The 21,287-nt window shown below is 64.0% G+C and carries 27 protein-coding genes and 1 pseudogene; 12 read left to right on the forward strand and 16 right to left on the reverse strand.

The window, feature by feature from the left end; genetic code table 11:
- Positions 1-22 precede the first annotated feature (22 nt).
- The 4 genes and pseudogenes from NUU27_RS12790 to NUU27_RS12805 all read right to left on the reverse strand — a co-directional run bounded on the left by NUU27_RS12790 (position 23) and on the right by NUU27_RS12805 (position 3,255).
- Positions 23-319, reverse strand: a complete 297-nt coding sequence (locus tag NUU27_RS12790) for a GNAT family N-acetyltransferase (protein WP_257762544.1) — start codon at positions 317-319, stop codon at positions 23-25.
- 18 nt (positions 320-337) lie between these two features.
- Positions 338-949, reverse strand: a pseudogene (locus NUU27_RS12795) (alpha/beta hydrolase); the annotation flags it as partial.
- 2 nt (positions 950-951) lie between these two features.
- Positions 952-1,884 (reverse strand): ring-cleaving dioxygenase, encoded by a 933-nt coding sequence (locus NUU27_RS12800; protein WP_257762500.1) that lies wholly within the window; start codon positions 1,882-1,884, stop codon positions 952-954.
- Positions 1,885-2,178: 294 nt separating this feature from the next.
- Positions 2,179-3,255: a PRC-barrel domain-containing protein gene (locus NUU27_RS12805; RefSeq protein WP_257762501.1), complete on the reverse strand. Its 1,077-nt coding sequence runs from the start codon at positions 3,253-3,255 to the stop codon at positions 2,179-2,181.
- Positions 3,256-3,469: 214 nt separating this feature from the next.
- On the opposite strand from NUU27_RS12805, the gene NUU27_RS12810 reads away from it, so the two are divergent.
- Entirely contained in the window at positions 3,470-4,375 is a 906-nt protein-coding gene (locus NUU27_RS12810; RefSeq protein ID WP_257762502.1) for a diacylglycerol kinase family protein, read from the forward strand.
- 54 nt (positions 4,376-4,429) lie between these two features.
- On the opposite strand, the gene NUU27_RS12815 is transcribed toward NUU27_RS12810, so the two are convergent.
- The 4 genes from NUU27_RS12815 to NUU27_RS12830 all read right to left on the reverse strand — a co-directional run bounded on the left by NUU27_RS12815 (position 4,430) and on the right by NUU27_RS12830 (position 6,158).
- Positions 4,430-4,939, reverse strand: a complete 510-nt coding sequence (locus tag NUU27_RS12815; protein ID WP_257762503.1) for a Dps family protein — start codon at positions 4,937-4,939, stop codon at positions 4,430-4,432.
- A 37-nt stretch (positions 4,940-4,976) separates the two neighbouring features.
- Positions 4,977-5,162: a hypothetical protein gene (locus NUU27_RS12820; RefSeq protein ID WP_257762504.1), complete on the reverse strand. Its 186-nt coding sequence runs from the start codon at positions 5,160-5,162 to the stop codon at positions 4,977-4,979.
- Between the two features lie 102 nt (positions 5,163-5,264).
- Positions 5,265-5,708, reverse strand: coding sequence for a hypothetical protein (locus tag NUU27_RS12825; protein WP_257762505.1), 444 nt, complete (start codon positions 5,706-5,708; stop codon positions 5,265-5,267).
- Between the two features lie 111 nt (positions 5,709-5,819).
- Positions 5,820-6,158, reverse strand: coding sequence for a YqjD family protein (locus NUU27_RS12830; protein WP_257762506.1), 339 nt, complete (start codon positions 6,156-6,158; stop codon positions 5,820-5,822).
- 117 nt (positions 6,159-6,275) lie between these two features.
- On the opposite strand from NUU27_RS12830, the gene NUU27_RS12835 reads away from it, so the two are divergent.
- Together NUU27_RS12835 and NUU27_RS12840 are read left to right on the forward strand one after the other, a co-directional pair.
- A complete protein-coding gene (locus NUU27_RS12835) occupies positions 6,276-7,460 on the forward strand; it encodes an AI-2E family transporter (RefSeq protein WP_257762507.1) in 1,185 nt (394 codons plus the stop codon).
- Between the two features lie 152 nt (positions 7,461-7,612).
- Positions 7,613-8,011, forward strand: a complete 399-nt coding sequence (locus NUU27_RS12840; RefSeq protein WP_257762508.1) for a response regulator — start codon at positions 7,613-7,615, stop codon at positions 8,009-8,011.
- A 66-nt stretch (positions 8,012-8,077) separates the two neighbouring features.
- Here the strand turns inward: NUU27_RS12840 and NUU27_RS12845 are convergent, their stop codons facing one another.
- The gene (locus NUU27_RS12845; RefSeq protein WP_257762509.1) at positions 8,078-8,629 is read right to left on the reverse strand and encodes a sigma-70 family RNA polymerase sigma factor; all 552 of its coding nucleotides are present in this window, start codon (positions 8,627-8,629) and stop codon (positions 8,078-8,080) included.
- A gap of 5 nt (positions 8,630-8,634) precedes the next feature.
- Positions 8,635-8,841 (reverse strand): NepR family anti-sigma factor, encoded by a 207-nt coding sequence (locus tag NUU27_RS12850; RefSeq protein WP_257762510.1) that lies wholly within the window; start codon positions 8,839-8,841, stop codon positions 8,635-8,637.
- Positions 8,842-9,054: 213 nt separating this feature from the next.
- On the opposite strand from NUU27_RS12850, the gene NUU27_RS12855 reads away from it, so the two are divergent.
- From NUU27_RS12855 to NUU27_RS12865, 3 genes are all read left to right on the forward strand, one after another.
- Positions 9,055-9,849, forward strand: coding sequence for a response regulator (locus tag NUU27_RS12855; RefSeq protein WP_257762511.1), 795 nt, complete (start codon positions 9,055-9,057; stop codon positions 9,847-9,849).
- Between the two features lie 131 nt (positions 9,850-9,980).
- Positions 9,981-10,148: a DUF1328 domain-containing protein gene (locus NUU27_RS12860; RefSeq protein WP_257762512.1), complete on the forward strand. Its 168-nt coding sequence runs from the start codon at positions 9,981-9,983 to the stop codon at positions 10,146-10,148.
- An 83-nt stretch (positions 10,149-10,231) separates the two neighbouring features.
- Positions 10,232-10,558: a hypothetical protein gene (locus tag NUU27_RS12865; RefSeq protein WP_257762513.1), complete on the forward strand. Its 327-nt coding sequence runs from the start codon at positions 10,232-10,234 to the stop codon at positions 10,556-10,558.
- A 58-nt stretch (positions 10,559-10,616) separates the two neighbouring features.
- Here NUU27_RS12865 and phoB read toward each other — a convergent pair whose 3' ends face one another.
- The 6 genes from phoB to NUU27_RS12895 all read right to left on the reverse strand — a co-directional run bounded on the left by phoB (position 10,617) and on the right by NUU27_RS12895 (position 16,843).
- Positions 10,617-11,303: a phosphate regulon transcriptional regulator PhoB gene (gene phoB, locus NUU27_RS12870; RefSeq protein ID WP_257762545.1), complete on the reverse strand. Its 687-nt coding sequence runs from the start codon at positions 11,301-11,303 to the stop codon at positions 10,617-10,619.
- Between the two features lie 38 nt (positions 11,304-11,341).
- A complete protein-coding gene (phoU, locus tag NUU27_RS12875) occupies positions 11,342-12,052 on the reverse strand; it encodes a phosphate signaling complex protein PhoU (protein WP_257762514.1) in 711 nt (236 codons plus the stop codon).
- A 40-nt stretch (positions 12,053-12,092) separates the two neighbouring features.
- Positions 12,093-12,908, reverse strand: a complete 816-nt coding sequence (gene pstB, locus NUU27_RS12880; RefSeq protein ID WP_257762515.1) for a phosphate ABC transporter ATP-binding protein PstB — start codon at positions 12,906-12,908, stop codon at positions 12,093-12,095.
- Positions 12,909-12,923: 15 nt separating this feature from the next.
- The gene (pstA, locus tag NUU27_RS12885) at positions 12,924-14,276 is read right to left on the reverse strand and encodes a phosphate ABC transporter permease PstA (RefSeq protein WP_257762516.1); all 1,353 of its coding nucleotides are present in this window, start codon (positions 14,274-14,276) and stop codon (positions 12,924-12,926) included.
- Complete coding sequence (gene pstC, locus NUU27_RS12890) at positions 14,273-15,733, reverse strand: phosphate ABC transporter permease subunit PstC (protein ID WP_257762517.1); 1,461 nt, start codon at positions 15,731-15,733, stop codon at positions 14,273-14,275. The genes pstA and pstC overlap by 4 nt, the downstream gene beginning before the upstream one ends.
- Positions 15,734-15,799: 66 nt before the next feature.
- Positions 15,800-16,843: a substrate-binding domain-containing protein gene (locus NUU27_RS12895; RefSeq protein ID WP_257762518.1), complete on the reverse strand. Its 1,044-nt coding sequence runs from the start codon at positions 16,841-16,843 to the stop codon at positions 15,800-15,802.
- A gap of 402 nt (positions 16,844-17,245) precedes the next feature.
- On the opposite strand from NUU27_RS12895, the gene NUU27_RS12900 reads away from it, so the two are divergent.
- From NUU27_RS12900 to NUU27_RS12925, 6 genes are all read left to right on the forward strand, one after another.
- Positions 17,246-17,440 carry a hypothetical protein gene (locus NUU27_RS12900; protein ID WP_257762519.1) on the forward strand — a complete coding sequence of 65 codons (195 nt, stop codon included), beginning with the start codon at positions 17,246-17,248 and terminating at the stop codon, positions 17,438-17,440.
- A gap of 66 nt (positions 17,441-17,506) precedes the next feature.
- Positions 17,507-17,785 carry a hypothetical protein gene (locus NUU27_RS12905; RefSeq protein WP_257762520.1) on the forward strand — a complete coding sequence of 93 codons (279 nt, stop codon included), beginning with the start codon at positions 17,507-17,509 and terminating at the stop codon, positions 17,783-17,785.
- Complete coding sequence (locus NUU27_RS12910) at positions 17,785-18,612, forward strand: helix-turn-helix domain-containing protein (RefSeq protein WP_257762521.1); 828 nt, start codon at positions 17,785-17,787, stop codon at positions 18,610-18,612. Before NUU27_RS12905 ends, NUU27_RS12910 begins: the two co-directional genes overlap by 1 nt.
- Positions 18,603-19,172, forward strand: a complete 570-nt coding sequence (locus NUU27_RS12915; protein ID WP_257762522.1) for a head-tail connector protein — start codon at positions 18,603-18,605, stop codon at positions 19,170-19,172. Before NUU27_RS12910 ends, NUU27_RS12915 begins: the two co-directional genes overlap by 10 nt.
- Positions 19,169-19,486 (forward strand): HNH endonuclease signature motif containing protein, encoded by a 318-nt coding sequence (locus NUU27_RS12920; protein ID WP_257762523.1) that lies wholly within the window; start codon positions 19,169-19,171, stop codon positions 19,484-19,486. The genes NUU27_RS12915 and NUU27_RS12920 overlap by 4 nt, the downstream gene beginning before the upstream one ends.
- Before the next feature lie 98 nt (positions 19,487-19,584).
- On the forward strand, positions 19,585-21,231 hold the full coding sequence (locus NUU27_RS12925) for a terminase large subunit (RefSeq protein ID WP_257762524.1): 1,647 nt from the start codon (positions 19,585-19,587) through the stop codon (positions 21,229-21,231).
- Positions 21,232-21,287 lie beyond the last annotated feature (56 nt).

The raw sequence follows: 21,287 nt of genomic DNA on the forward strand, positions 1-21,287 counted from the left end.
AGGCCGGCAGATGCCCTTGCGGCTACCGGGCCACGAGCACGTCGTGCCATTCCGGATGACGGCGGAACTGGGCGGCGGCGAACGGGCAGAGCGGACGGATCTTCACGCCGCTCTTGCGAGCGTCCTCGACGGCACGCGAGACGAGCGCCACGCCGACGCCCTGGCCGCGAAAGGCATCCGGCACGTCCGTATGATCGATGATGATCTGGCTGGTGCCGATCTTGGAGAAGGTCATCTCCGCCTCGTGCCCGCCGGACCGGTAGACATAGCGGCCCTTGCTGCCGGTTTCCTCCACGGTGATCGCTGTTTCGTCGCTCATGAATTGCCCTTTCTGGCGTTGCAGGAGCGGCGCGAGGAAACGCGCCGCCGCGGTGACTTCGTTCGGGCGCAGCTCGTGCCCGCCATCGTGCCATTCGATCTCACTCTCCGCACCCGTCTCCTCGAGATAGCTCAAGAGACGGTTGGTAAGCGGCAGAGGGCAGATCGGGTCGTGCCGTCCCGCCGTGACGAGAAGCCGCGTCTTCACCGCCCCGTCCCCCCAGCGCGGCTGGAACGGAATCAGCGGATGCATCAGCACCGCCGCGTCGAACAGCGAGGGTGCGTCGAAAACGACGGAGGCGAGGATGTTGGCACCGTTGGAGTAACCCAGCCCCAGAACGGCGCTCGGCTTCTCGACCGCCACATGCGCCCTGACGAACGCCGTCATCTTGGCGGTGGCGCGCGCCAGGTCGTCCATGTCGTAGACGCCCTCGCCCGTGCGGCGGAAGAAGCGCGCCGCGCCGTGCTCGCTGACATCGCCGCGCGGAGCGACGAGGCCGGCGCCCGGCGCCAGCTCCGCACCGAGGTGCAGGAGCTGCTCCTCCGTACCGCCCGTTCCGTGAAACAGGAAGAGCAGCGGCTTGCCGGGACCGGCGGAGGTGAGGTGGTAGGGATAGGATTCCGTCGCCATGCCTATGCTCCGATCTCCGGCAGCGTCCGCTCGAGCCGCTCGCGCAGATGCGCGTGCTGCCTCGGCAGCTTCAACGCCTCGCCCAGATGCGCCATGTCCTCGTCATTGGCAAAGCCGGGCTGGTTCGTGGCGATCTCGAACAGCACGCCGCCGGGAGAGCGGAAATAGATCGAGTGGAAGTAATCCCGGTCGATCACCGGGGTGATCTGGAACCCTTCCTCGATCAGCCTCTGGCGAACGGCGAGCTGGGCGGCATCGTCCGCCACCGCGAAGGCGATGTGATGAACGGATCCCGCCCCCTGCCGCGCCATCGGCGCGTCGGGCCGCGTTTCCAGGTCGATGACACCGGCGCCGTTGGCATCCGCGCGCGACAGGCGCAGCACGCCGTCTTCCTCGGCATCCGGGCGATAGCCCATCAGCTCGAGAAGCGCCTGGGTGCCGCCGCGGTCGTGCAGCACCAGCGAAGCCGAATGGAAGCCGCGGATCGCCGCCTCCGGCGCGACATCCGCGCTATCCCACGGCGCGCGGGGATCGCCCTTGGTTTCCACCAGCGCGAAACCGTCGCCGTCGGCACCGTCGAAACGCAGGCGCTGCTCGCCGAAACGCGCCTCCGGCTTCAGCCCGCCGACGCCCTGATCCTCGAGCCGCTTCGCCCAATAGCCGAGGCTGCCTTCGGGCACGGAAAAGACCGTCGTGCCCACCTCCCCGGCACCCCGTCTGCCGGGAACGATCTGAGGGAAGGGAAAATAGGTCATCACCGTGCCGGGCTGGCCGATGCCGTTGGCATAGTAGAGATGGTAGACGTCCGGCGCGTCGAAATTGACCGTCTTCTTGACACGCCTCAAGCCGAGCGTGCCGGTGATGAATCGGTCAGTGACCTGCGCGTCGCGCGCCATCGACGTGACGTGATGAATGCCTTCGATCTGGGTAAGCATGACGTGCCCCTTTCTCGGTTGCGCGACTTTTCAGCCGCCGAAACCAGTGGTCTGACCGAAACAGATGGTACCATCTGTTTCGACAAGTCAGCCCACAAGGTATTGCTCTGGTGGGGCGATTTTTCCCAACAGATGGTACCCATCTGTTGGGATCGCACCACTAGCACGGAAAATGGCAGCGATCCTTCGTCAATGAAAGTCTGCCAAGGAAGACATATTGTAAACAAATAATGCACAATAAAAGACCCCGCGTCCGAAGACGCGGGGCCCTTCTCACAACGTCAGCAGTACAAGCTATTCCACCTGCATCCGCATTTCGTCGCGATTCTCGGAGTAGGTCGCCTCGTCATAAGCGGGCTGCTGCTCCAGCTCCTCCTTGGAGAAGTTGGTGTACAGATACAGCGAGCCTTCGCCGTCGGTCATGAACGCCAGATTGTCCATGCCGATCGCGACCTCTTTCTCGCCGATGCCGAGGAAACCGCCGACATCGACCAGCACGGCATCGACCTGGCCTTCAGGCGTCAGGATGATGTCGCCGATCTCGCCGATGTTTTCGTCATTGGCGCCGTAGACGGTCGTTCCCGTCATATCCTCGGCACGGATCTGATCGGCCGGCATCTCTTCGAGGGTCGAGCGGTCGATGGCCGATGTCGTGGTATCGTCCGTCATCGGCGCCTCGTCGGCGGGAGCCTGAGCGGTCTCGCTGTCGGACGGTGCCGGTGCCGCGGTCTCTGCACTCTGCTCGTCCGTAGCAGGGGTCTCGGCGTCTGCGGCCTGCTGATCTGTCTCAGGAGCAGGTGCGGTGGCCGTGTCGCCTGCAGCGCCCGTTCCGTCAGCGCCCGGAGCCGGGGCCATGGCGGTGGTGTCATCGCCATTCTCGGTCGGAGCTGGAGCACTGGCGAGGTCGTCCTTCGTCGCCGGCTTGGTTTCCGTCACGTCGGCATCGGCCGGCATCGGACGATAGGCCGAGCGGTCGAAGTCTTGCTGTGCCTTCAAGGCATCGGCCGTGGTCGCGATCACGAGCCAACGGTCGCCGTCCTGTTCGGCCCATTCGGCCAGGTCGTATTCAAGCGCGACCTCTTTCTGGCCGACGCCCAGGAAGCCTCCGACACCGACGACGAGGGCAACGACATCGCCCGATTCGTCGAGCACGAGGTCGGTCACCTTGCCGATGTTCTCGGCGTCCTCGCCGGTCCCGTTATAAACGGACTTGCCGATCAGATCGGTCGCCAGGTGGCCTTCGGCGCGAATGACCATGGGCTGTTCGGGAGCCGCGGCGGGTGCGCCAGTGGGTGCGGTGCCCGATTGTGCGACCGCACCGGTGGCCACGAGCGTTGCGATCGCGGTGGTCGCCAAAAGGTTGCGGATCATGATAAGCTCTCCATGTGCAGTGTTTCTGTACAGGCCGCGTACCGAACCGAACTTGCCAGAGAGGATCGGTGCGCGGCTGCTTGCACCAATGAAACGATTCTCTGCGGTTGTGGTTCCGCGCAATCGGACATTGATGCGTGCTGTTTTGAGGGAACCTTTTTGCCCGTTCCTTCTTGAGAGCGGACCGCAACCCCGTCTCCAGAAAGGATTTCCGATGCGCGTCGCGGCCGTCCTGAACCGCAACGGTGGCGCTTTGCGCGGTCTCGACACCGCGGCGCTCGCCGGCCAGCTCGAAGCGGTTTTCCGTTCCGCGGGACATTCGATCGACGTCAAACTGGCCGACGGTGGCGATCTGGTTCCCCTGATGCGCGCCGCCGCCGCAGATCCGGCCGCCGACGTGCTGCTTGCCGGCGGCGGGGACGGCACGATCTCCCTGGCCGCGGGCCTGGTGGCCGGCACGGACAAGGCGCTCGGCGTGCTGCCTGCCGGAACGATGAATCTTTTCGCGCGCAGCCTCGACATTCCGCTGCAGATCGACGCCGCGATAGCGGCGCTGTCCACTGGACGGATCCGCCGGGTCGACATCGCCCGCGCCAACGGCCGCTGTTTCGTGCACCAGTTTTCGATCGGCATGCACTCGAAGCTGATCGGCCTGCGCGACCGCATGGAATTCCACTCGCGGATCGGCAAGATGGTGGCATCGACACGCGCCGCACTTGCGATGCTGATCCGGCCTCCATCGCTGCACGTGCGCCTCGACATGGGCGAAGCGCAGGTGCGGGCCGTCACGTCGAACCTTGCCGTCACCAACAATCTTTATGGCGAGGGCAGGACCCTGCCCTTCGCCGACCGGCCGGACGGCGGACAGCTCGGCATCTACATCACCCGCGCCCGCAAGCGGCGGGACCTGATCTGGCATTTCCTGAACATGGGCATCGGCCGTTGGCAGGCGAACGACCAGGTCGAGATCCACCAGGCCACCGAGGTCACGGTCACGGTGGGCATCGAGCGGCGCCGGTTTCGCTGCGCTATTGACGGGGAACTGTGCCCGCTCGCCACCGAGACGCGGATCGAGCTGCTCCCCGGGGCGCTGGCGGTGCTGGTGCCGGACGACCGGTGACCCGGGTAGGCAATCACATTTGGGGCGGGTTCAGCCTCCGCAGGCGATCACCGCTCAATCGACGATGATCGCACGCAGCATCCACAAGGCCTTCTCATGGAACGTCAGCCGCTCGGTCAGCATGTCCGTGGTGACCAGATCGCCCTTCTCGTCAGCGGTGGTGCCCACGTCGCGCATCTTGCGCACCGCCTCCTCGTGGTCGCCGATCAGGTCGCGCACCATCTCGAGCGCCGAACGACCGGAAGCCTTGAGCTCGATCGAGGTGTCGACGCCCGTTCCCGACAGGATCGGAGCATGGTGGCCCAGTGCCCGAACCCGCTCGGCGATGATGTCCGTTGCCTCGAACAGCGCCTTGTATTGCTCTTCCGTGAGCACGTGGATGGAATGGAACAGCGGCCCGACCACATTCCAGTGATAGATGTGCGTCTTGATGAGCAGGCGGTAGGTTCCGACGAGGATTTCCGACAGGCCGGCGGCAATCTCCTTGCGGTCGGCATCGGAAAGGCCGATGTTCATCTTGTCGGCATGGATCTTCGGCTTCAGGACTTCAGCAGCATTGCTCATGGGTTTCTCCTTGGGCTCGCTATGGATTGATCCGGCGTCAGCCGCCCGGCGTGTCGCGTGAGGCCTGCGTCTCGACGGTCTGCTGGTTGTCCAGCATCAGCCCGTAGACCTCGACACCCCACCAGACGACCGCGGCCAGCAGCAGGCCGAAGACGAGCACCAGCAGGACCGGCAATCCGCGCCTTCCCTGCCGCGCCTTCTTGGGGGTCGTCTTCAACGGCATGATGACTGCTCCTCGTGTTTCCGGTTTTACCGGGAAAGCGTGAAGCCCGGCCGGAGTTCCATCTGAAACGGAAAGTGACCGTCCTTCGCCTTGCCGGCGGGATCAGTCCTTGTCCGGATCCTCGGTTCGCGCATTCTCGCGGTAGATCGCATAGCCTGCGGCCGCCAGCAGCGGCAGCAGAAGCGTGCCGAGCCCGCCCGAGCGGGCGAGCAGGGTCGGCAGCAGCGTCAGGGCCGCTGTGCCCGCCAGAACGCCGGCATCCGACATGCGCCTGCGGCGGGCGCGGCGCGCCTCCACCCTGCTCCATATCCTGAGGGAAGCGATGACGATGCCCGCCGCCGCGAGAAATGCGATGCCGAAACCGAGCGCCGCCGTCACGACGCCCCAGCGGTCGACCGCCACGACAAAGGCGGCGAACACCAGGAAGCCGATGCCGAACAGCCCGAGCACCGCCGCCAGGAGATAAAGCGCCGCCGAGACTCGCAAGCGTTTCAGCACGTCCGACACCTCGCCCGTCGCCACGGAGGCAAGCAGCCTTGCCAACATTTCAGGTTCCTATAGCATTTTGCAGTCAGGTGGCATCACCCGACGTCCGCATGAATGCGGAAAACCAAAGGGAAGAGCGTCCTTGGTGCGTCCGGAAGGACGCATGGCGCTCTAGCGACGGGTGGCCAGGGCCAGCAGGAATCCCGCTCCGACGGCCAGGGCAAGGGAAGTGATCGGGCGGTTGCGGATCGCCTGGGCCAGCTCACGCTCGACCTCCTGGGCGTTGCCCTTGACATTCCTCAGCGCCGCTTCGCCCTGTTCGAACAGATGGTCCACGCTCTCGCCGGCCGCCTTGCGTGCGGCCTCGCCGGTCTGGCCGCCCATGGCCTTCAGGTGGCTCGCGAGCTGGGCCATGTCGGCACGCAGCTGGCGGATGTCCTCCTCGAGATCGCTTCCACGAACCTCATCGGTTTTGCGCGCATTCGTCGTCTTCGCCCCCGTGGTGGCCATGGCAGGTCTCCTTTGCTGCAATGCGCAACCAACGCGCAAATGCGAATGCAGTTCCACTCTGCGAGGAACAAAAATTGCGGCGGCGTCTTCTTCTTTCTGTCTCACCGGAACGGCCGAATGGATTCGCCAGAACAATCGCAACAAGCTCGCGCGGCGCCCATAACGGATCTGTCGACGGCGCTCACGCTGGCAGCGCGCGTTTCCATCATCTTCCTCGGCCTGTTGGCCTTCATCGCGGCCCTGCACCATGCCCGGTTCCTGCTTGCGCCCATCAGCCTTGCCGTCTTCATCGGCCTGATGCTGGGGCCGCTCGCCACCAGGCTGGAGGCGCGCGGCATAGCGCCGTCTCTTTCGGCGATCACCGTCGTGCTGGTCTTCATCGTCCTGGTGGGCGTGTTCCTGATCGCCATCGCGACGCCGCTCACCGCCTGGACCGAAAGGCTTCCGCAGATCTGGAACGAGCTGCAGCTGCAGCTCTCCAGCCTGCGCCAGCCGCTCGAAACGGTGAGGAACCTGCAGGAGGAGATCCGCGCCGTCACCGGCGGATCGAACGTCAGGGTTTCCGTCGACGAAGGCTCCACCGTTCAGGATGTCGCGGTGCTCGCGCCGACGCTGCTGGCGCAGTTGCTGGTGTTCTTCGCCAGCCTCTATTTCTTCGTCGCCACCCGGCACCAGACGCGCATCGCAATCCTCAAGCTGTGCTTCGACCGCCGCCTGCGCTGGCGCGTGGCCCATATCTTCCGCGACGTCGAAAACGCCGTGTCGGAATATCTCCTGTCGATCAGCATCATCAATGTCGGGCTGGGCGTCGCCGTGACGGTGGCGCTATGGCTTCTCGGCGTGCCCTCCGCCCCGCTCTGGGGCGCGATGGCGGCGCTCCTCAACTTCGTCATCTACATCGGCCCGGCCCTGATGGCCGTCGTCCTTCTTGCCGTCGGGCTTGCGACATTCGACACGCTCACGGCGAGCTTCATGCCGCCGCTGGTCTATCTGTGCCTCAACGCCCTGGAAGCCCAGTTCGTGACGCCGACGGTGATCGGCCGCCGCATGACGCTCAACCCGTTCATCGTTTTTCTGGCGATTGCCTTCTGGCTCTGGTTCTGGGGGCCGATCGGCGGTTTCATCGCCATTCCCGCCCTGCTGACCATATATGCGATTGCCGGCAACATCCTGCCCGGCATCGAGCCTCCGGCGAGCGCCAGGTCGCGCCGCCGGCCGCAGCGCCGGCTGCTCATCGAAACGGCCGCTTCGCCGCTTTCCCGGCGTTCCAACCCGCCGATCCGCCCGAACCCGCCGGATTGACGCGGAGCCGCCCTCTTCCCGCTGCAGGCCCCCTTGTCGACGAACCCGCTCGCACCGCCCTGAAATGCGGCGGCCTGTCGTTTTCTGGATGACAAATGTCTCGTGCAATGAGATTCAGAAACAAAAAATCGCAGGCTTCGAAAGGAGGCCGTTTGAACAAGCCGCTAAAGGGTGCCCGCGTCCTTCTTGTCGAAGACGAAGCCATGATCGCCATGAACATTGAAGCGCTGTGCCGGGAGCAGGGCGCAGTCGAGGTGGTGACCGTCGGTTCCTTCGAAGCGCTGGAGCCGACAATTCTCGACACGCACAAGATCTCGAGCGCGATTCTCGACATCAAGGTATCGGACCGATCGACGGAGGCGTTCGCACGTCTCCTCCAGGCGCGGCGGATCCCGTTCATCTTCGCCACGGGCTACCCGTCGACGCATCATGTGTTCGAGCCCTTCCCGGACGTCAGGGTCGTCGAGAAGCCCTATGACGAGCGCGACCTCATCGAAGCGCTGGCACAGGCCATGGCGCTGCATCCGACAGCGCGCGACAGAGCGGGATGAGGATAAGTGTGAAGCGGTTTTCCTCATCCCGCTCTGATTCTTGAACGCGATCCAGCAGAAGCCTTCTCAGGCGAGGAATGCGGTGTTGGTGATCTGCGCCGAGATCGGATCGGGTCCGAAATCGTTCTCGCCGGAGATGCCCAGAATGTCCTGCAGCCGGGCCCGGGCACGGCTGACGCGGCTCTTGATGGTGCCGACGGCGCAACCGCAGATCTCGGCCGCCTCCTCGTAGGAAAAACCGGACGCACCGATCAGTATGATCGCCTCGCGCTGGTCCTCGGGCAGTTGCTCCAGCGCCTTGCGGAAATCCTTGAGATCGACGGAGCCCTCTTGCGCCGGATGGACTGAAAGATGGCCGGTGATGACGCCGTCGCCGTCCTCGACCTCACGCTTGCGCTTGCGCATCTGCGAGTAGAACTCGTTGCGCAGGATGGTGAAGAGCCATGCCTTCAGGTTGGTCCCCGGCTGGAAGCTCTTCTGCTTGTCCCACGCCTTGACCAGGGTCTCCTGGACCAGATCGTCGGCGCGGTCAGCGTTTTTAGCCAGGGAAACGGCAAAGGCCCGCAGGCTGGGCACGGTCGCGAGCAAGTCGTCGCGAAAGCCCGTGTAGACACTCATGCGGATCAATCCTCTTGTTCGGCCTTTTCTGACCGGTCACTTTGTTCCAACTGACTGAGAAGCTCGGCAAACCGGTCCGGAATCTCTTCGGTCACCAGATCCTCGTAATATTGCTTGAGTTTGCGGCCGATTTCGGAATTGACGCCCAACAGATCGTCTCCGCCGTCGCGCCGGCCCGATGTCCGCCGGTTGGTTGATTTGCCGTAACTCATACCTGCTCTTCGCCCATGATTGCCTTTAGCCCCCTTTGTGCGACACGCTCGCAGACGCCCTTGCGGGGCACTGCGGCCGCCAAGAATCCGTGTCCCAACGTCTTCCGGGCGTTTTCGTTCCATTGGTGGAACATTTTGCGGCCTTGGGCGTTAAAAAGTCTACTCATGTGACTGCTTGTTGAAATTGCATACTTCTCAGGGAGACAGGATTCCATGAATTTGTCAGCGCGAATTGCTCCGCACCTACCTTATCTGCGGCGCTTCTCTAGGGCCGTTTCGGGTTCCCAGACCGGCGGCGATGCGCTGGTGGCGGCGGTGCTGGAGGCATTGATCGCCGACACCGGCATCTTCCCCGCCGCCTCGACCGACAAAATCGCCTTGTTCAAGCTCTATGCCACCCTTTTCGAGACGCTCGACATCCGGGTGCCGGAGACGTCCTCGATGTCGGCGTGGGAAAGGCATGCGCTGAACAATCTGTCCGCCCTCGCCCGGCGCCCGCGCCAGGCCTTCCTGCTGGTCGCCGTCGAGGGCTTCAGCCCCCCGGAGGCTGCGGAAATCCTCGACACCGACCTCGACGCGCTGGGCACCATGCTGCGCGAAGCCAGCGAGGAGATTTCCCGCCAGGTGGCGACGGACATCCTCATCATCGAGGACGAGCCGCTGATCGCCATGGATATCGAGGAGATGGTCGAAAGCCTCGGCCACCGCGTCGTCGGCAACGCACGGACGCACGATGAGGCCGTCAGCATGTTCGCCGGGACCCAGCCGAAGATGGTTCTGGCCGACATCCAGCTCGCCGACGGCAGCTCGGGCCTCGACGCCGTCAACGAGATCCTCACCACCTCTCCGGTCCCGGTGATCTTCATAACCGCGTTCCCCGAGCGCCTGCTCACCGGCGAGCGCCCCGAACCGACCTTCCTGGTTACCAAGCCATTCAGCCCAGACATGGTCAAGGCCCTGATCAGCCAGGCACTTTTCTTCGATCATCAGGCCCGCGCAGCGGCTTGAAGCCCACTCGTTGCGCATCCTGCCGGAAGGCCGCCCCCGAGGCGGCCTTTCTTTTTGCCAGGCACCGCCGCCGGAACCAACCGCGCGGGTTTCGCGTTTGTCTCTGACAGTTCTCGAGAGGAGTGAAATCGATGCTCTATTGGGCTCTGATCTTTCTCGTGGTCGCGTTGGTGGCCGGCGCGCTCGGCTTCGGCGGCATCGCCGGCGCCTCTGCAGGCATAGCGCAGATCCTCTTCTACATCTTCCTCATTCTGCTGGCGGTTTCGTTGGTGATGGGGCTGCTGCGCCGCGGCAGTTAAGCCGGCATTCGAGGCCCGGCCCAAACATCCGATGAAGCAACAATCCCGGCAATCGGTCGCCCGGTCGCCGGAAGGAGAAGGCCATGGAACACATTGCTGCGCTTCTGTTGATCGTCGGCTGCTCCGGCAACCTCGGAGAATGCCGCGAGCTTCCCGCGCCCACACCCGTTTACGAGACCTTCGAGGAATGCGAGGCCGAAAAACCCGTCTCGCTGCGCGAGCTTTCGAGCGAGGCGCCGCATGTGGTCGCCACCTGCGTCTATGTCGATCCCGCCCTGGAATATGACGACGCGACCATCGAATGGGACGTCACCCCCGACGGCAAGCTGGTCGCTTCCATCGAGCCGGTCACCGACGACCTGACGGTCGCCATGCAGGTCGAGCGCGACCGTCACACGCACGGAGAATAAAGGGCAAAAAAACAAAGCCCCGGTCGAGCCGGGGCTTTTTTCTTTCCGCAAGGCGCCGTCACGCCTCCCGAATGGCGTATCCCGCACCGCGGATCGTGCGGATGACATCTGGCATGCGGCCCTGATTGACCGCCTTGCGCAGGCGCCCGACATGCACATCGACCGTGCGCTCGTCAATGTAGATCGTCTCGCCCCAGACATTGTCGAGCAACTGGCTGCGCGAGAAGACGCGGCCGGGATGCTGCATCATGAACTCCAGAAGGCGGAACTCGGTCGGCCCGAGGCGGATCTCGTTCTTGCGCCGGTAGACGCGGTGCGATTCCCGGTCGAGGACGATGTCGCCGACCGACAGCACCGTCGACAGCACCTCCGGCTTGGCACGCCTCAGCAGGGCCCGCACGCGGGCGACGAATTCCGGCGTCGAGAAGGGCTTCACCAGATAATCGTCGGCGCCCGTCGACAGGCCGCGCACCCGGTCGCTCTCCTCGCCGCGCGCCGTCAGCATGATGATCGGCAGGCGCTCGGTCTCCGGGCGCATGCGCAGCCGGCGGCACAGTTCGATGCCGGACACGGCCGGGACCATCCAGTCGAGCACCAGAATGTCCGGAACGTTTTCCTGAAGCCGAACCTCGGCTTCGTCGCCGCGTGAAACGACCTCCACCTGGTAGCCCTCGGCTTCCAGGTTGTATTTCAGGAGGACACACAGGGGTTCGTCGTCTTCAACGACCATGACCTTGGGAGCAATCATGGCATGCACTCTCCTACGGCAGTCTCAACGGTCGATCACTGATCGGCATCGACCGTCATTTGCGTTTCGTCGAGCTTCGGCCTCTGCACGGGAAGCTGCGAACCGGTCATCACATAATAGGCATTCTCGGCGATGTTGGTCACGTGATCGCCGATGCGCTCGAGGTTCTTGGCACAGAACAGAAGATGGGTGCAGGCGGTGATGTTGCGCGGATCCTCCATCATGTAGGTCAGGAGCTCGCGGAACACCGCCGTGTATTGGATGTCGATCTTCTCGTCTTCGTCGCGCAAATGAACCAGCGCCTCGGCGTCGCGCTTCACGTAGCGGTCGACCACTGCGTCGACCTGCTTCAGGACAAGCCCCGCCATGGCGTCGATGGAATGAGCCAGCGACCGCGGCGTGGCGCTTTCGCCGACGGCGCCGACACGCTTGGCGATGTTCTTGGCCAGATCGCCGATGCGCTCTAGGTCGGAGGCCATGCGGATGGCGCCGACGACGCTGCGCAGGTCTTGCGCCATGGGCTGGCGCTTGGCGATCAGCGTGATGGCGCGCTCGTCGAGCTCGCGCTGCTTGGCGTCCATGATGGCATCGTCGGAGATCACCCGCTGCGCCAGGGCATTGTCGGAATCGAGCAATGCGTTGGTGGATGCACGCGTCATCGCGCCGGACAGATCGCCCATGTCACGGATCAGGCGATCGATGTATTCGAGTTCCTCGTCGAAAGAGCTGACGGTATGCTCGCCCATGGTCTTGTCCCTCGTTGAATGGGCTCCGGCGTCGCCGCCGTCAGCCGAAGCGCCCTGTGATGTAATCCTGGGTCCGCTTGTCGTCAGGATTGGTGAACATCTTGTCCGTCGGTCCCTCCTCGACGAGGTTGCCGAGGTGGAACATGGCCGTGCGCTGCGAGACGCGGGCGGCCTGCTGCATCGAATGCGTCACGATGACGATCGTGTAGTTCTCGCGCAACTCGTCGATCAGCTCCTCCACCTTGGCGGTGGCGATGGGATCGAGCGCCGAGCAAGGCTCGTCCATGAGGATCACCTCGGGCGAGACCGCAATTGCACGGGCGATGCATAAGCGCTGCTGCTGGCCGCCGGAGAGGCCGGTGCCGGGCTCGTGCAGGCGATCCTTCACCTCGTTGAAGAGGCCGGCCTTCTGCAGGCTCTGCTCGACGACCTCGTCGAACTCCGACTTCTTCGAAGCGAGCCCGTGAATGCGCGGCCCGTAGGCGACGTTCTCGTAGATCGACTTCGGGAACGGGTTGGGTTTCTGGAAGACCATGCCCACCCTGGCGCGCAGCTCCACCACGTCGATCCTCGGATCGTAGATGTCTTCGCCGTCGAGCATGATCGAGCCGCCGACGCGGCAGATCTCAATCGTGTCGTTCATCCGGTTGAGGCACCGCAGGAAGGTCGACTTGCCGCAGCCCGACGGGCCGATCAGGGCCATCACCTGCTTCTCCGGCACCTCCAGATCGACACCGAAGAGGGCCTGCTTCTCGCCGTAGTGAACGGTCACGGCCTTTCCCACCATCTTGCTGGCGGTCGGCTTCGACGCGGATTGCAGCTTCTCTTCGACGGCAGCGTCTGTAAGCATGTTCATGGTCCTTCTACTCCGTTACCAGCGGCGCTCGAAGCGGCGACGCAGGAAGATGGCACCCAGGTTCATAATCACCAGAAAGACCAGCAGCACAATGATCGCGCCGGACGCCCGCTCGATGAATGCCGGGTCGCCACGCTGTGTCCAGTTGTACACCTGAACCGGCAGGGCGGATGCGGGATCGAAAAAGCCTCCCGGCGGCGCCGCCGGAAACTCGCGCACAAAGGCCACCATGCCGATGAGCAGAAGCGGCGCCGTTTCGCCGAGCGCCTGGGCGAGACCGATGATCGTGCCGGTGAGGATGCCCGGCGCGGCAAGTGGCAGGACGTGGTGGAAGATGGACTGCATCTTCGACGCGCCGACACCCAGCGCCGCCTCGCGGATCGAAGGCGGCACAGCCTTCAGGGCCGCGCGCGTCGCGATGATGATGGTGGGCAGCGTCATCAGCGTCAGCACCAGCCCGCCCACGATCGGCGCGGACTGGGGCAGTCCCGCATAATTGATGAAGACCGCCAGCCCGAGGATGCCGAACACGATCGAGGGCACTGCCGCCAGATTGGCGATGTTGACCTCGATGATGTCGGTCAGCCTGTTCCTCGGCGCGAATTCTTCCAGATAGATCGAGGCTGCGACGCCGATCGGCAGCGACAGGACCAGAACGATCAGCATCATATAGGCCGAGCCGAGGATGGCGACACCGAGGCCCGCCGCTTCCGGCCGCGTGTCGGATGCATCCGGCGCGGTGAGAAAGGCCCAGTTGAACCGGGTCGACAGCGCACCCGCTGTCTTCAGCTTGTCGGCCAGCATCAGCTGCTCTGGCGAGACGTTGCGGTCCAGCTTCGCCGTCTCCATCGTCACCCGGCCCTTGTAGTAGCCGTCGATGCGCCCGTCGGCGAGAAGCTCGAACCTGACGGCCTCCCCGATCTTCGAAGGATTGGCGAGCACGAAATGCCGCAGCGTCGCCGGTGCCTCCTTCGATATGATCCCTTCCGCATCCTTGGCGCCGAGCCCTTCGACGCTGATGCCCTTTTCTTCGATCAGCGTCTCCAGGGCCGTCTTGATCAGCGGCTGGTAGGTGAAGGTCGTCAGCTTCCGCAACGCCTCCGGGTCGCGATCGCCCGTCTTGTCCAGCTTTGCGGGATCAAGATAGACGTCGAGCGCCACATAGGTCTGCCGGAAGGACGAGACGCCGTTCGAAAGAATCGAACCGAGCAGACCGACCAGCGCGAGAATTCCGAAGATGACCGCCGCCAGGCCGATTGCGCGGAAGCGCCTTTCCGTCGCATGGCGCCGCCGCGTACGCTCACCGCGCTTGAAAAGCGAACGGTTCTGCGCGTCGGCGAGCGCAGGCGTTGCTGTCAGGTCGGTCATTCATACTGCTCCCGGTATTTGCGCACGATGTAGAGCGCAAGGATGTTGAGGCCCAGCGTGAAGACGAAAAGCGTCAGGCCGAGCGCAAAGGCGACCAGCGTTTCCGGACTGGCGAACTCGGTGTCGCCCGTCAACTGACTGACGATCTTGACCGTCACCGTGGTCATCGCTTCCAGGGGATTGAGGCCGAGGCGAGCCGCCGCGCCGGCCCCCATGACGACGATCATGGTTTCGCCGATGGCACGGCTCGCGGCGAGCAGGATCGCGCCGACGACGCCCGGAAGGGCGGCCGGTATGATCACCTTCCGGATCGTCTCCGACTGCGTGGCGCCAAGGCCGTAGGAGCCGTCGCGCATCGCCTGCGGCACCGCATTGATGACGTCGTCGGACAGTGAGGAGACGAACGGGATCAGCATGATTCCCATGACCAGCCCGGCCGTCAGGACGGATGACGACGAGCTTCCCAACCCGAAAGGCTGCGCAATCCAGTCGCGCAGGAAAGGCCCGACGGTGATCAGCGCGAACAGGCCGTAGACGATGGTCGGGATGCCGGCGAGGATCTCGATGGCGGGCTTGGCGAAGCTGCGCAGCGCCTTGCCCGAATATTCGGCCAGATAGATCGCGATCATCAGGCCGATCGGCACGGCCAGCAGCAACGCGACGAACGAAACGTAGAACGTGCCCCAGAGCAGCGGAAGAATGCCGAGCTCGGAGCCCCCGCGGAACTGGGGGTTCCACACCGTCGAGAAGAAGAACTCCCTGGCCGGATAGATCCGGAAGAAGTGGATCGTCTCGAACAGGAGGGAGGCGACGATTCCGAATGTCGTCAGGATGGCGACGAGCGACGATCCGATCAACAGGGCGCGAATGAATGTTTCGCTGACGTTGCGGGCGCGCATCGCCGGCCGGATTCGCCTCCATGCCAGGAAGCCGAGGCCGAGCGCCGTGGCGAGAACCGCGACGTTTCGCAAGACCGAACTGGTGCCGGCGATGGCGCGGTAGGACTTGGCCGCCTCGAGCACGGCCGGCGCCACATTGGAGCCGAGCGCCACGCCGACCCCGGCAAGGCGACCACGGATGTCGGAAAAGTCCGCGCGCATCGATGACAAATCGTCCTCGCCGATGCTGCCGGCTTTGACGAGACGGTCGAGGCCGTCGGCGATGCGGCGGACATCGGCCATGACGAGGCTTCGCGCGCCGCCTTCCGGAATAACGCTGTCCGGAATCTGCGACCTGATCTGGCTTTCGATGAGGAGCGGCTGCAGGAACAGCCAGGCGCCCATCAGCAACAGGGCGGGAACCGCCGTGAACAGCGCGACGGCCTGGCCGTAATGGCCGGGCAGGGAGTGAAGGCGCACACCGTCCCGCTTGGCCAGGGCCAGCGCGCGTTGCCGGCCGAGAACATAGCCGGCCACGGTGAGCACCAGCACGATGATTGCGAGTATGCCTGGGGTCATGCCTGCATCCGCCCTGATCGAAAATGAGGCGGCGCCCGGCGGCGCCGCCCCTGTCTCATGAAATGATCAGTTCAGCGCGCCCATCGGGACGCGGTTCTTGACCTTTTCCTGGGTCTTGGCGAGCTCCGGGTCGGAGACGAGGCCATAGGCCGCCAGCGGGCCGTCCGGGCCGGCGATCTCGTCGGAGACGAAGAACTCGATGTACTCCTGCATGCCCGGGATCACGTCCAGGTGCGCGTTCTTCACGTAGAAGTAAAGCGGGCGGGAGACCGGATACTCGCCGGATGCGATCGTCTCGACCGAGGGAACGACGCCGCCCATCGTGCCGACGCGCAGCTTGTCGGTGTTGTTCTGGTAGAAGGAGAGACCGAACACCCCGATGCCGTTCTTGTTGGCGTCGACCCGGGCCAGCGTCTCGGTGTAGTCGCCGTCGATGTCGACCGACACACCATCGGTGCGCAGCGCCATGCAGGCCTTTTCGGCGGCTTTCCCGTCGCCGGCATTGGCGGCCTTGAGGGCCTCAAGGGCACCGTTTTCCTCGCAACCGTCGACGAGCACCTTCTCGTCGAACACTTCGCGCGTGCCGTGCTTCGTGCCCGGAATGAAGGCCAGGATGGCCTGGTCCGGCAGGTCGGCGCGGATCTCGTTCCACTTCTTGTAGGGATTGTCGACCAGCTCGCCGTCCTTCAGCACCTTGGCGGCGAGCGCGTTGTGCCAGTCCGCCGGCGTGAAGGCGTATTCGGGGCCGTTGATGTCCGAGGCAAAGACGATGCCGTCGTAGCCGATCCGCACTTCCTGGATTTCCTTCACGCCGTTCTGCGCGCAAAGGTCGATGTCCGACTGCTTGATGCGCGAGGACGAATTGGCGATGTCGATGGTGTTCTCGCCAACCCCTTCGCAAAGCTTCTTGCGGCCGGCACCCGAGCCGCCGGATTCGACGACCGGCGTCGGAAACTCGGTATTCTCGCCAAAGGCCTCGGCGACGATCGACGCATAGGGAAGGACGGTCGACGAGCCGGCGATCTGGATCTGATCACGGGCGGCAGCCGTGCCGGCCGCACCAGTAAGGGCGATCGCGGCCGCCGAAGCGGTAAGAAGGAATTTTTTCATTGGAGACGGCTCCCTGTTCCAAATTCGATCAGACGCCGTTAGAGCGTCGGGGAGCGGCATAACAACTCTGTGTAACAGTTCCGTGACACTTTCATGTCAGGCCCGTTACGAAACCCGTCGAGCGGCATCGCCTTGCCGGAAAGGGCTTTGGGCCCGGCCGGAGCATGCCGGCCGCTGGGGTAATTTCGTCGGCTCAACGATTTTGCGCGGCCTCAAACGCCGCACCGCCCCCCGAGGCGGCCCGGATGCGATGCTGTAAAGCGGGTGAAGCAAAAAGCCGGACGGGGGAAAGCCATCTGGAACGGCTCGATCGGCTGGCTGGGCATATACCCGGATAGGTCCTGTTGGGGCTCGTTGGGACCCCCCATGACCAGTCGATTTCCGCCCGTCCGGAAATGTTTCATGGCCGATATGATTACCACAATAGATGACTTTAGTGAGACGGTCGCAGAGCAAATATGGTGCGATCACACCATATGGACCGGCGCAGTATCACCTTTTCGGCAGATTCGTCATGCAACGGCCCGTATGGATGCCGCCAAAGCGGCTGTAAGGCCGCTGTTTCGGGCTACGCCGGAGGCTGAAACCAAAGAATGAAAGAAAATGAATGCCACCGAAGCCTGCACCAAAAAAAGCCGGGCCGGCGTATGATCGTTCGATGCGGTGAAAAAGGAAGAATGGCACTCCCAAGGGAAGTCCACTTATCCTGAAAAATCAAAGCACTTAGCCCGTCCAACCTCCAAAAATCGGGCCTCTGAAAACATTGACGTTTCTTCGCCAATGTCCAACTGCGACGAAGCGGCACTCTGGTATGCAGTGAACCGCGAGGTTTGTACCCGCCCAATTGTGCCTACGCTGCGCAAGCAATTCTGTCTGACCACACTTGAAACCATCAAGGTGATCCAGGCTGCCGATGCCATTCGAGCGGAAGCGGGTCGCTGATGTCTGCTGTCATTGACAAAGGCGACATGATGAACGCGCACGTCGCGCTCAATCTCGCGCCAGGTCTTTCCGGGAACACGCGCCGTGTAGCCGGCGCTCTGCTCGAGCATTTCAACCAGAAGACGGGGCGGTGCGATCCCAGCGTCGAGCGCTTGGCGCGGCTGCTGGGAATCGGCCGCGCGACCATCTTCCGAGCGCTTGATGAGATCTGCAAAGGCGACGGTGCCCTTTTCGAGATAGTGAGCGGCGGCGGTCGTGCGAACTGCAATTTCTATCGCCCTCGCTGGGACCGCTTTCGCGCACTTGTTGTCGATTGGAACGCCCGAATGAAGACGGGGGCAGCTCCAAGTGAAGCGAAGGAAACGGTCTCAGAAGTGAGACAAAAACAGTCTCAGAACTGCGACAGAAACGGTCTCAAAGATGAGACACAAACCCTCCGAAGGAACCCTCCGAAAGAACCCATAGCACTGACGGAGCAGGTTGAGGGGGGCAAAGTCTCTCCTAGCGAAAACTCATTACCCTCCCCGCAACGGAACCGTCGCAACGGCTCTGGAAAGGGGCGTGAGCCGGACCCGCAGCGCTTCCTGATCCACGCCTTACGAGGTGGGAAGGCAATTTCCCATGCGGAGGCTGCGCGCAACGCAGCTGAGAGACGTTTCACCCGCGATCTGAACGCCGCCCTGAACAGCGAGGCGGTGATGCTGGCGCTCATGGATGCACCGGCGATCTACGACAAGGCGATCAACGCCGAGCTGGCGCAGCGGGGTGCCGGGCTGCCGCACGCATTGGCGGCTCTGAACGGAGAAAGGGCAAGGCAATGGGCCTGAAACTGATCACGCCGCCGGACGGTGAACCGGTGACGTTGGAGGAATTGAAGCATTGGAGCCGCGTCGATTTCGACGACGACGATGCGCTGATAGCAGCGAATGGCGCGGCGGCTCGTGAGTTCTGCGAGACCGCGACCGGCAAGCAGTTCGTCGCGGCGACGTGGGAGCTTACGACGCGCAGCCTTGGCCGTGGGCCGTTCGTGCTCCCGAAACCGCCGCTGCGATCCGTTGAGAGCATCGCCTATCGCGATATGTCAGGCGCATTGCAGGTGCTTGACCCTTCCGAGTACCTGGTCGCGCCGGGCGAGCCCGGGACGGTCGAGCCGGTCTCGTCCTGGCCTGCAACCGCCAATCGCCCGGATGCCGTCGTGATCACGTTCGAGGCCGGCTATGGCGATGCAGCAGCGGTCCCGGATAAGATCAAGGTCGCGATCAAGGGGCTGGCCGCACACTGGTACGACCAACGCGAAGGCGTGACCAACGCCGAGGGCTTCACCCGACGCGTGCCAATGCATGTCCGGTCGCTGATCCTCCAGGCGAAAGACTGGAGGGCGGCATGAGCAACCGGTTCTATGGCACCGCCAATTGGCAGAGGATTGCAGCGCGCCAGCTCGCACGTAAGCCGATCTGCGAGGGCTGCGAGACCGCACCGGCCACCCTCGCAGACCACATCGTGCCGATCCGGCAGGGCGGTGCGATGCGCGACGCCGCGAACCTCCAGTCCCTTTGCCGGCAGTGCCACGCCGAGAAGACGGGCGCCGAGAAGGCAGGGCGATCGTGGACGCCGCCCAAGCATCGGGGCGCCTATAGCGACGGCTCGCCGCGCGATCCCAATCACCCATGGTTCACAGGGCCACCGCCAGGGGAGCGATGACGGGAGGGGGCGTTCAATCACCAAAACGCCCTTTTCCCAGACCGACGCCCCCTCTCAATTCACAGTTAGTTTCAGGATTTTCAAAGGCTTAGGACGAAATGGGCAAGCGAGGACCGAAAGGACATACCGAGATCGCGGCCAGCCGGGCGACCGCCGAGGTGAAGAAGCCGCGCCGCCGGCCTAGCTGGCAGCGCAAAGGCCTATCGCGGGCCGGGCGCGTCATCGCCTTCATCGAGAGCCTGAAAATCACGGCCGGCGTCCATGCCGGCAAGCCGTTCAAGCTGCGCCAGTGGCAACGCGAAATCATCGAGGCGATCTATGCGACCGGCGAGGACGGCCGGCGGACGATCCGCCAGGCGCTGATTACGATTCCTCGCAAGAACGGCAAGACGGCTCTCGCCGCCGCCCTGGCGCTGGCGCACCTCGTCGGCCCGGAAGCCGAGGCGCGCGGGCAAGTCTACAGTGCCGCCAGCGACCGCGACCAGGCCGCAATCATCTTTCGCGAGATGGTCGCCATGATCATGGCCGACCAGGCGCTTGCCGATCGCATCGTCATCCGGGAGCACAACAAGACGCTGGCCGACAACGAGACGGGCAGCGTCTACCAGGCTATGAGCTCCGACGCTCGCAAGGCGCACGGTCTCAGCCCGTCATTCGTGGTCTGCGACGAGCTCGCGCAATGGCACGGCCGCGACCTCTACGACAACCTGATCACTGGCACAGGCGCGCGCGCCGAACCGCTCGTCGTCATCATTTCCACGAAATCCGCCGCCTCGTCGCACGTGATGTCCGAGTTGGTGCTTTACGGCGAGAAGGTGCGCGACGGGGTTGTCGAGGATCCTGCATTCCTGCCGGTCATCTACGGCGCGGCCGAGGACGCCGACCCGTGGGACGAGGCGACCTGGTTTGCCTGCAATCCAGCGCTGGGCGACTTTCGCAGCCTGGAGGAAATGCGCGCGGCCGCAGCTCAGGCGCAACGCCTGCCGGCGCGTGAGCCGAGCTTTCGCCTGCTCTACCTAAATCAGCCGGTCGATCCCGCGAGCCGCTTCCTGAATGGCCCGGACTGGCGCGCATGCGCCGGCGACGTAACGCCCTACATGCTGGCCGGGCATCGCTGCTTTCTCGGCCTTGACCTGTCCAGCACAACGGACCTGACCGCGCTTGCCGCCTGGTTCCCGGAAACAGGCGACCTGCTCACCTGGTTCTGGACGCCGGCCGAGACGCTGGAGGAAGCCGAACGCCGCGACCACGTGCCCTATCAGCTCTGGGCGCGGCAAGGCTTGCTGGAGACGACGCCCGGGCGGGCGATCGACAAGAGCTTTGTCGTGCACCGAATCGCCAAGCTCGTCGCCGACTTCAAGGTCGAGGGCTGCGCCTATGACCGCTGGGGAATCCACGAGGTGCGCCGGCTGATCGCCGACGCCGGCATCAAGATCGAGATGATCGAGTGGGGGCAGGGCTTCAAGGACGCCGCCCCGGCGCTCTCGGCGATCGAGACGGCCGTGCTGCAGAAGAAGCTGCGCCATGCCGGTCATCCCGTCATGGATATGTGCGTGGCCAACGCCGTCGCCATCACCGACCCGGCCGGCAACCGCAAGCTGGTGAAGGACCGCGCCAACGGCCGCATTGATGGCCTGGTCGCCGCTTCCATGGCGCTCGGGCTGGCCTCGCGCACCACGCCCAAGAAACCGTCCGTCTACCAGACCAGAGGGGTTTTCGGCCTCGATCTGGCGCAAAGCGCATGAGTACCTGCGTAGCACGGGAGGGTCTGCAAATTTGCACACCCTCCAGCAACCTCCCA

The sequence above is a fragment of the Nitratireductor sp. ZSWI3 genome, assembly GCF_024655565.1.
Classification (GTDB): domain Bacteria; phylum Pseudomonadota; class Alphaproteobacteria; order Rhizobiales; family Rhizobiaceae; genus Nitratireductor.

Excerpts from the sequence above, each read along its gene's own strand:
- NUU27_RS12800 (WP_257762500.1), bottom strand. The coding sequence starts at position 1,884 with ATGCTTACCCAGATCGAAGGCATTCATCACGTCACGTCGATGGCGCGC.
- pstC (WP_257762517.1), bottom strand. The coding sequence starts at position 15,733 with ATGACCCCAGGCATACTCGCAATCATCGTGCTGGTGCTCACCGTGGCC.
- NUU27_RS12850 (WP_257762510.1), bottom strand. The coding sequence starts at position 8,841 with ATGAGTTACGGCAAATCAACCAACCGGCGGACATCGGGCCGGCGCGAC.
- NUU27_RS12865 (WP_257762513.1), top strand. The coding sequence starts at position 10,232 with ATGGAACACATTGCTGCGCTTCTGTTGATCGTCGGCTGCTCCGGCAAC.
- NUU27_RS12900 (WP_257762519.1), top strand. The coding sequence starts at position 17,246 with ATGGCCGATATGATTACCACAATAGATGACTTTAGTGAGACGGTCGCA.
- NUU27_RS12790 (WP_257762544.1), bottom strand. The coding sequence starts at position 319 with ATGAGCGACGAAACAGCGATCACCGTGGAGGAAACCGGCAGCAAGGGC.
- NUU27_RS12815 (WP_257762503.1), bottom strand. The coding sequence starts at position 4,939 with ATGAGCAATGCTGCTGAAGTCCTGAAGCCGAAGATCCATGCCGACAAG.
- NUU27_RS12820 (WP_257762504.1), bottom strand. The coding sequence starts at position 5,162 with ATGCCGTTGAAGACGACCCCCAAGAAGGCGCGGCAGGGAAGGCGCGGA.
- phoU (WP_257762514.1), bottom strand. The coding sequence starts at position 12,052 with ATGGGCGAGCATACCGTCAGCTCTTTCGACGAGGAACTCGAATACATC.
- NUU27_RS12835 (WP_257762507.1), top strand. The coding sequence starts at position 6,276 with ATGGATTCGCCAGAACAATCGCAACAAGCTCGCGCGGCGCCCATAACG.
- NUU27_RS12915 (WP_257762522.1), top strand. The coding sequence starts at position 18,603 with ATGGGCCTGAAACTGATCACGCCGCCGGACGGTGAACCGGTGACGTTG.
- NUU27_RS12830 (WP_257762506.1), bottom strand. The coding sequence starts at position 6,158 with ATGGCCACCACGGGGGCGAAGACGACGAATGCGCGCAAAACCGATGAG.
- NUU27_RS12910 (WP_257762521.1), top strand. The coding sequence starts at position 17,785 with ATGTCTGCTGTCATTGACAAAGGCGACATGATGAACGCGCACGTCGCG.
- NUU27_RS12860 (WP_257762512.1), top strand. The coding sequence starts at position 9,981 with ATGCTCTATTGGGCTCTGATCTTTCTCGTGGTCGCGTTGGTGGCCGGC.
- NUU27_RS12895 (WP_257762518.1), bottom strand. The coding sequence starts at position 16,843 with ATGAAAAAATTCCTTCTTACCGCTTCGGCGGCCGCGATCGCCCTTACT.
- NUU27_RS12925 (WP_257762524.1), top strand. The coding sequence starts at position 19,585 with ATGGGCAAGCGAGGACCGAAAGGACATACCGAGATCGCGGCCAGCCGG.
- NUU27_RS12845 (WP_257762509.1), bottom strand. The coding sequence starts at position 8,629 with ATGAGTGTCTACACGGGCTTTCGCGACGACTTGCTCGCGACCGTGCCC.
- NUU27_RS12810 (WP_257762502.1), top strand. The coding sequence starts at position 3,470 with ATGCGCGTCGCGGCCGTCCTGAACCGCAACGGTGGCGCTTTGCGCGGT.
- NUU27_RS12825 (WP_257762505.1), bottom strand. The coding sequence starts at position 5,708 with ATGTTGGCAAGGCTGCTTGCCTCCGTGGCGACGGGCGAGGTGTCGGAC.
- pstB (WP_257762515.1), bottom strand. The coding sequence starts at position 12,908 with ATGAACATGCTTACAGACGCTGCCGTCGAAGAGAAGCTGCAATCCGCG.
- NUU27_RS12805 (WP_257762501.1), bottom strand. The coding sequence starts at position 3,255 with ATGATCCGCAACCTTTTGGCGACCACCGCGATCGCAACGCTCGTGGCC.
- NUU27_RS12920 (WP_257762523.1), top strand. The coding sequence starts at position 19,169 with ATGAGCAACCGGTTCTATGGCACCGCCAATTGGCAGAGGATTGCAGCG.
- NUU27_RS12855 (WP_257762511.1), top strand. The coding sequence starts at position 9,055 with ATGAATTTGTCAGCGCGAATTGCTCCGCACCTACCTTATCTGCGGCGC.
- pstA (WP_257762516.1), bottom strand. The coding sequence starts at position 14,276 with ATGACCGACCTGACAGCAACGCCTGCGCTCGCCGACGCGCAGAACCGT.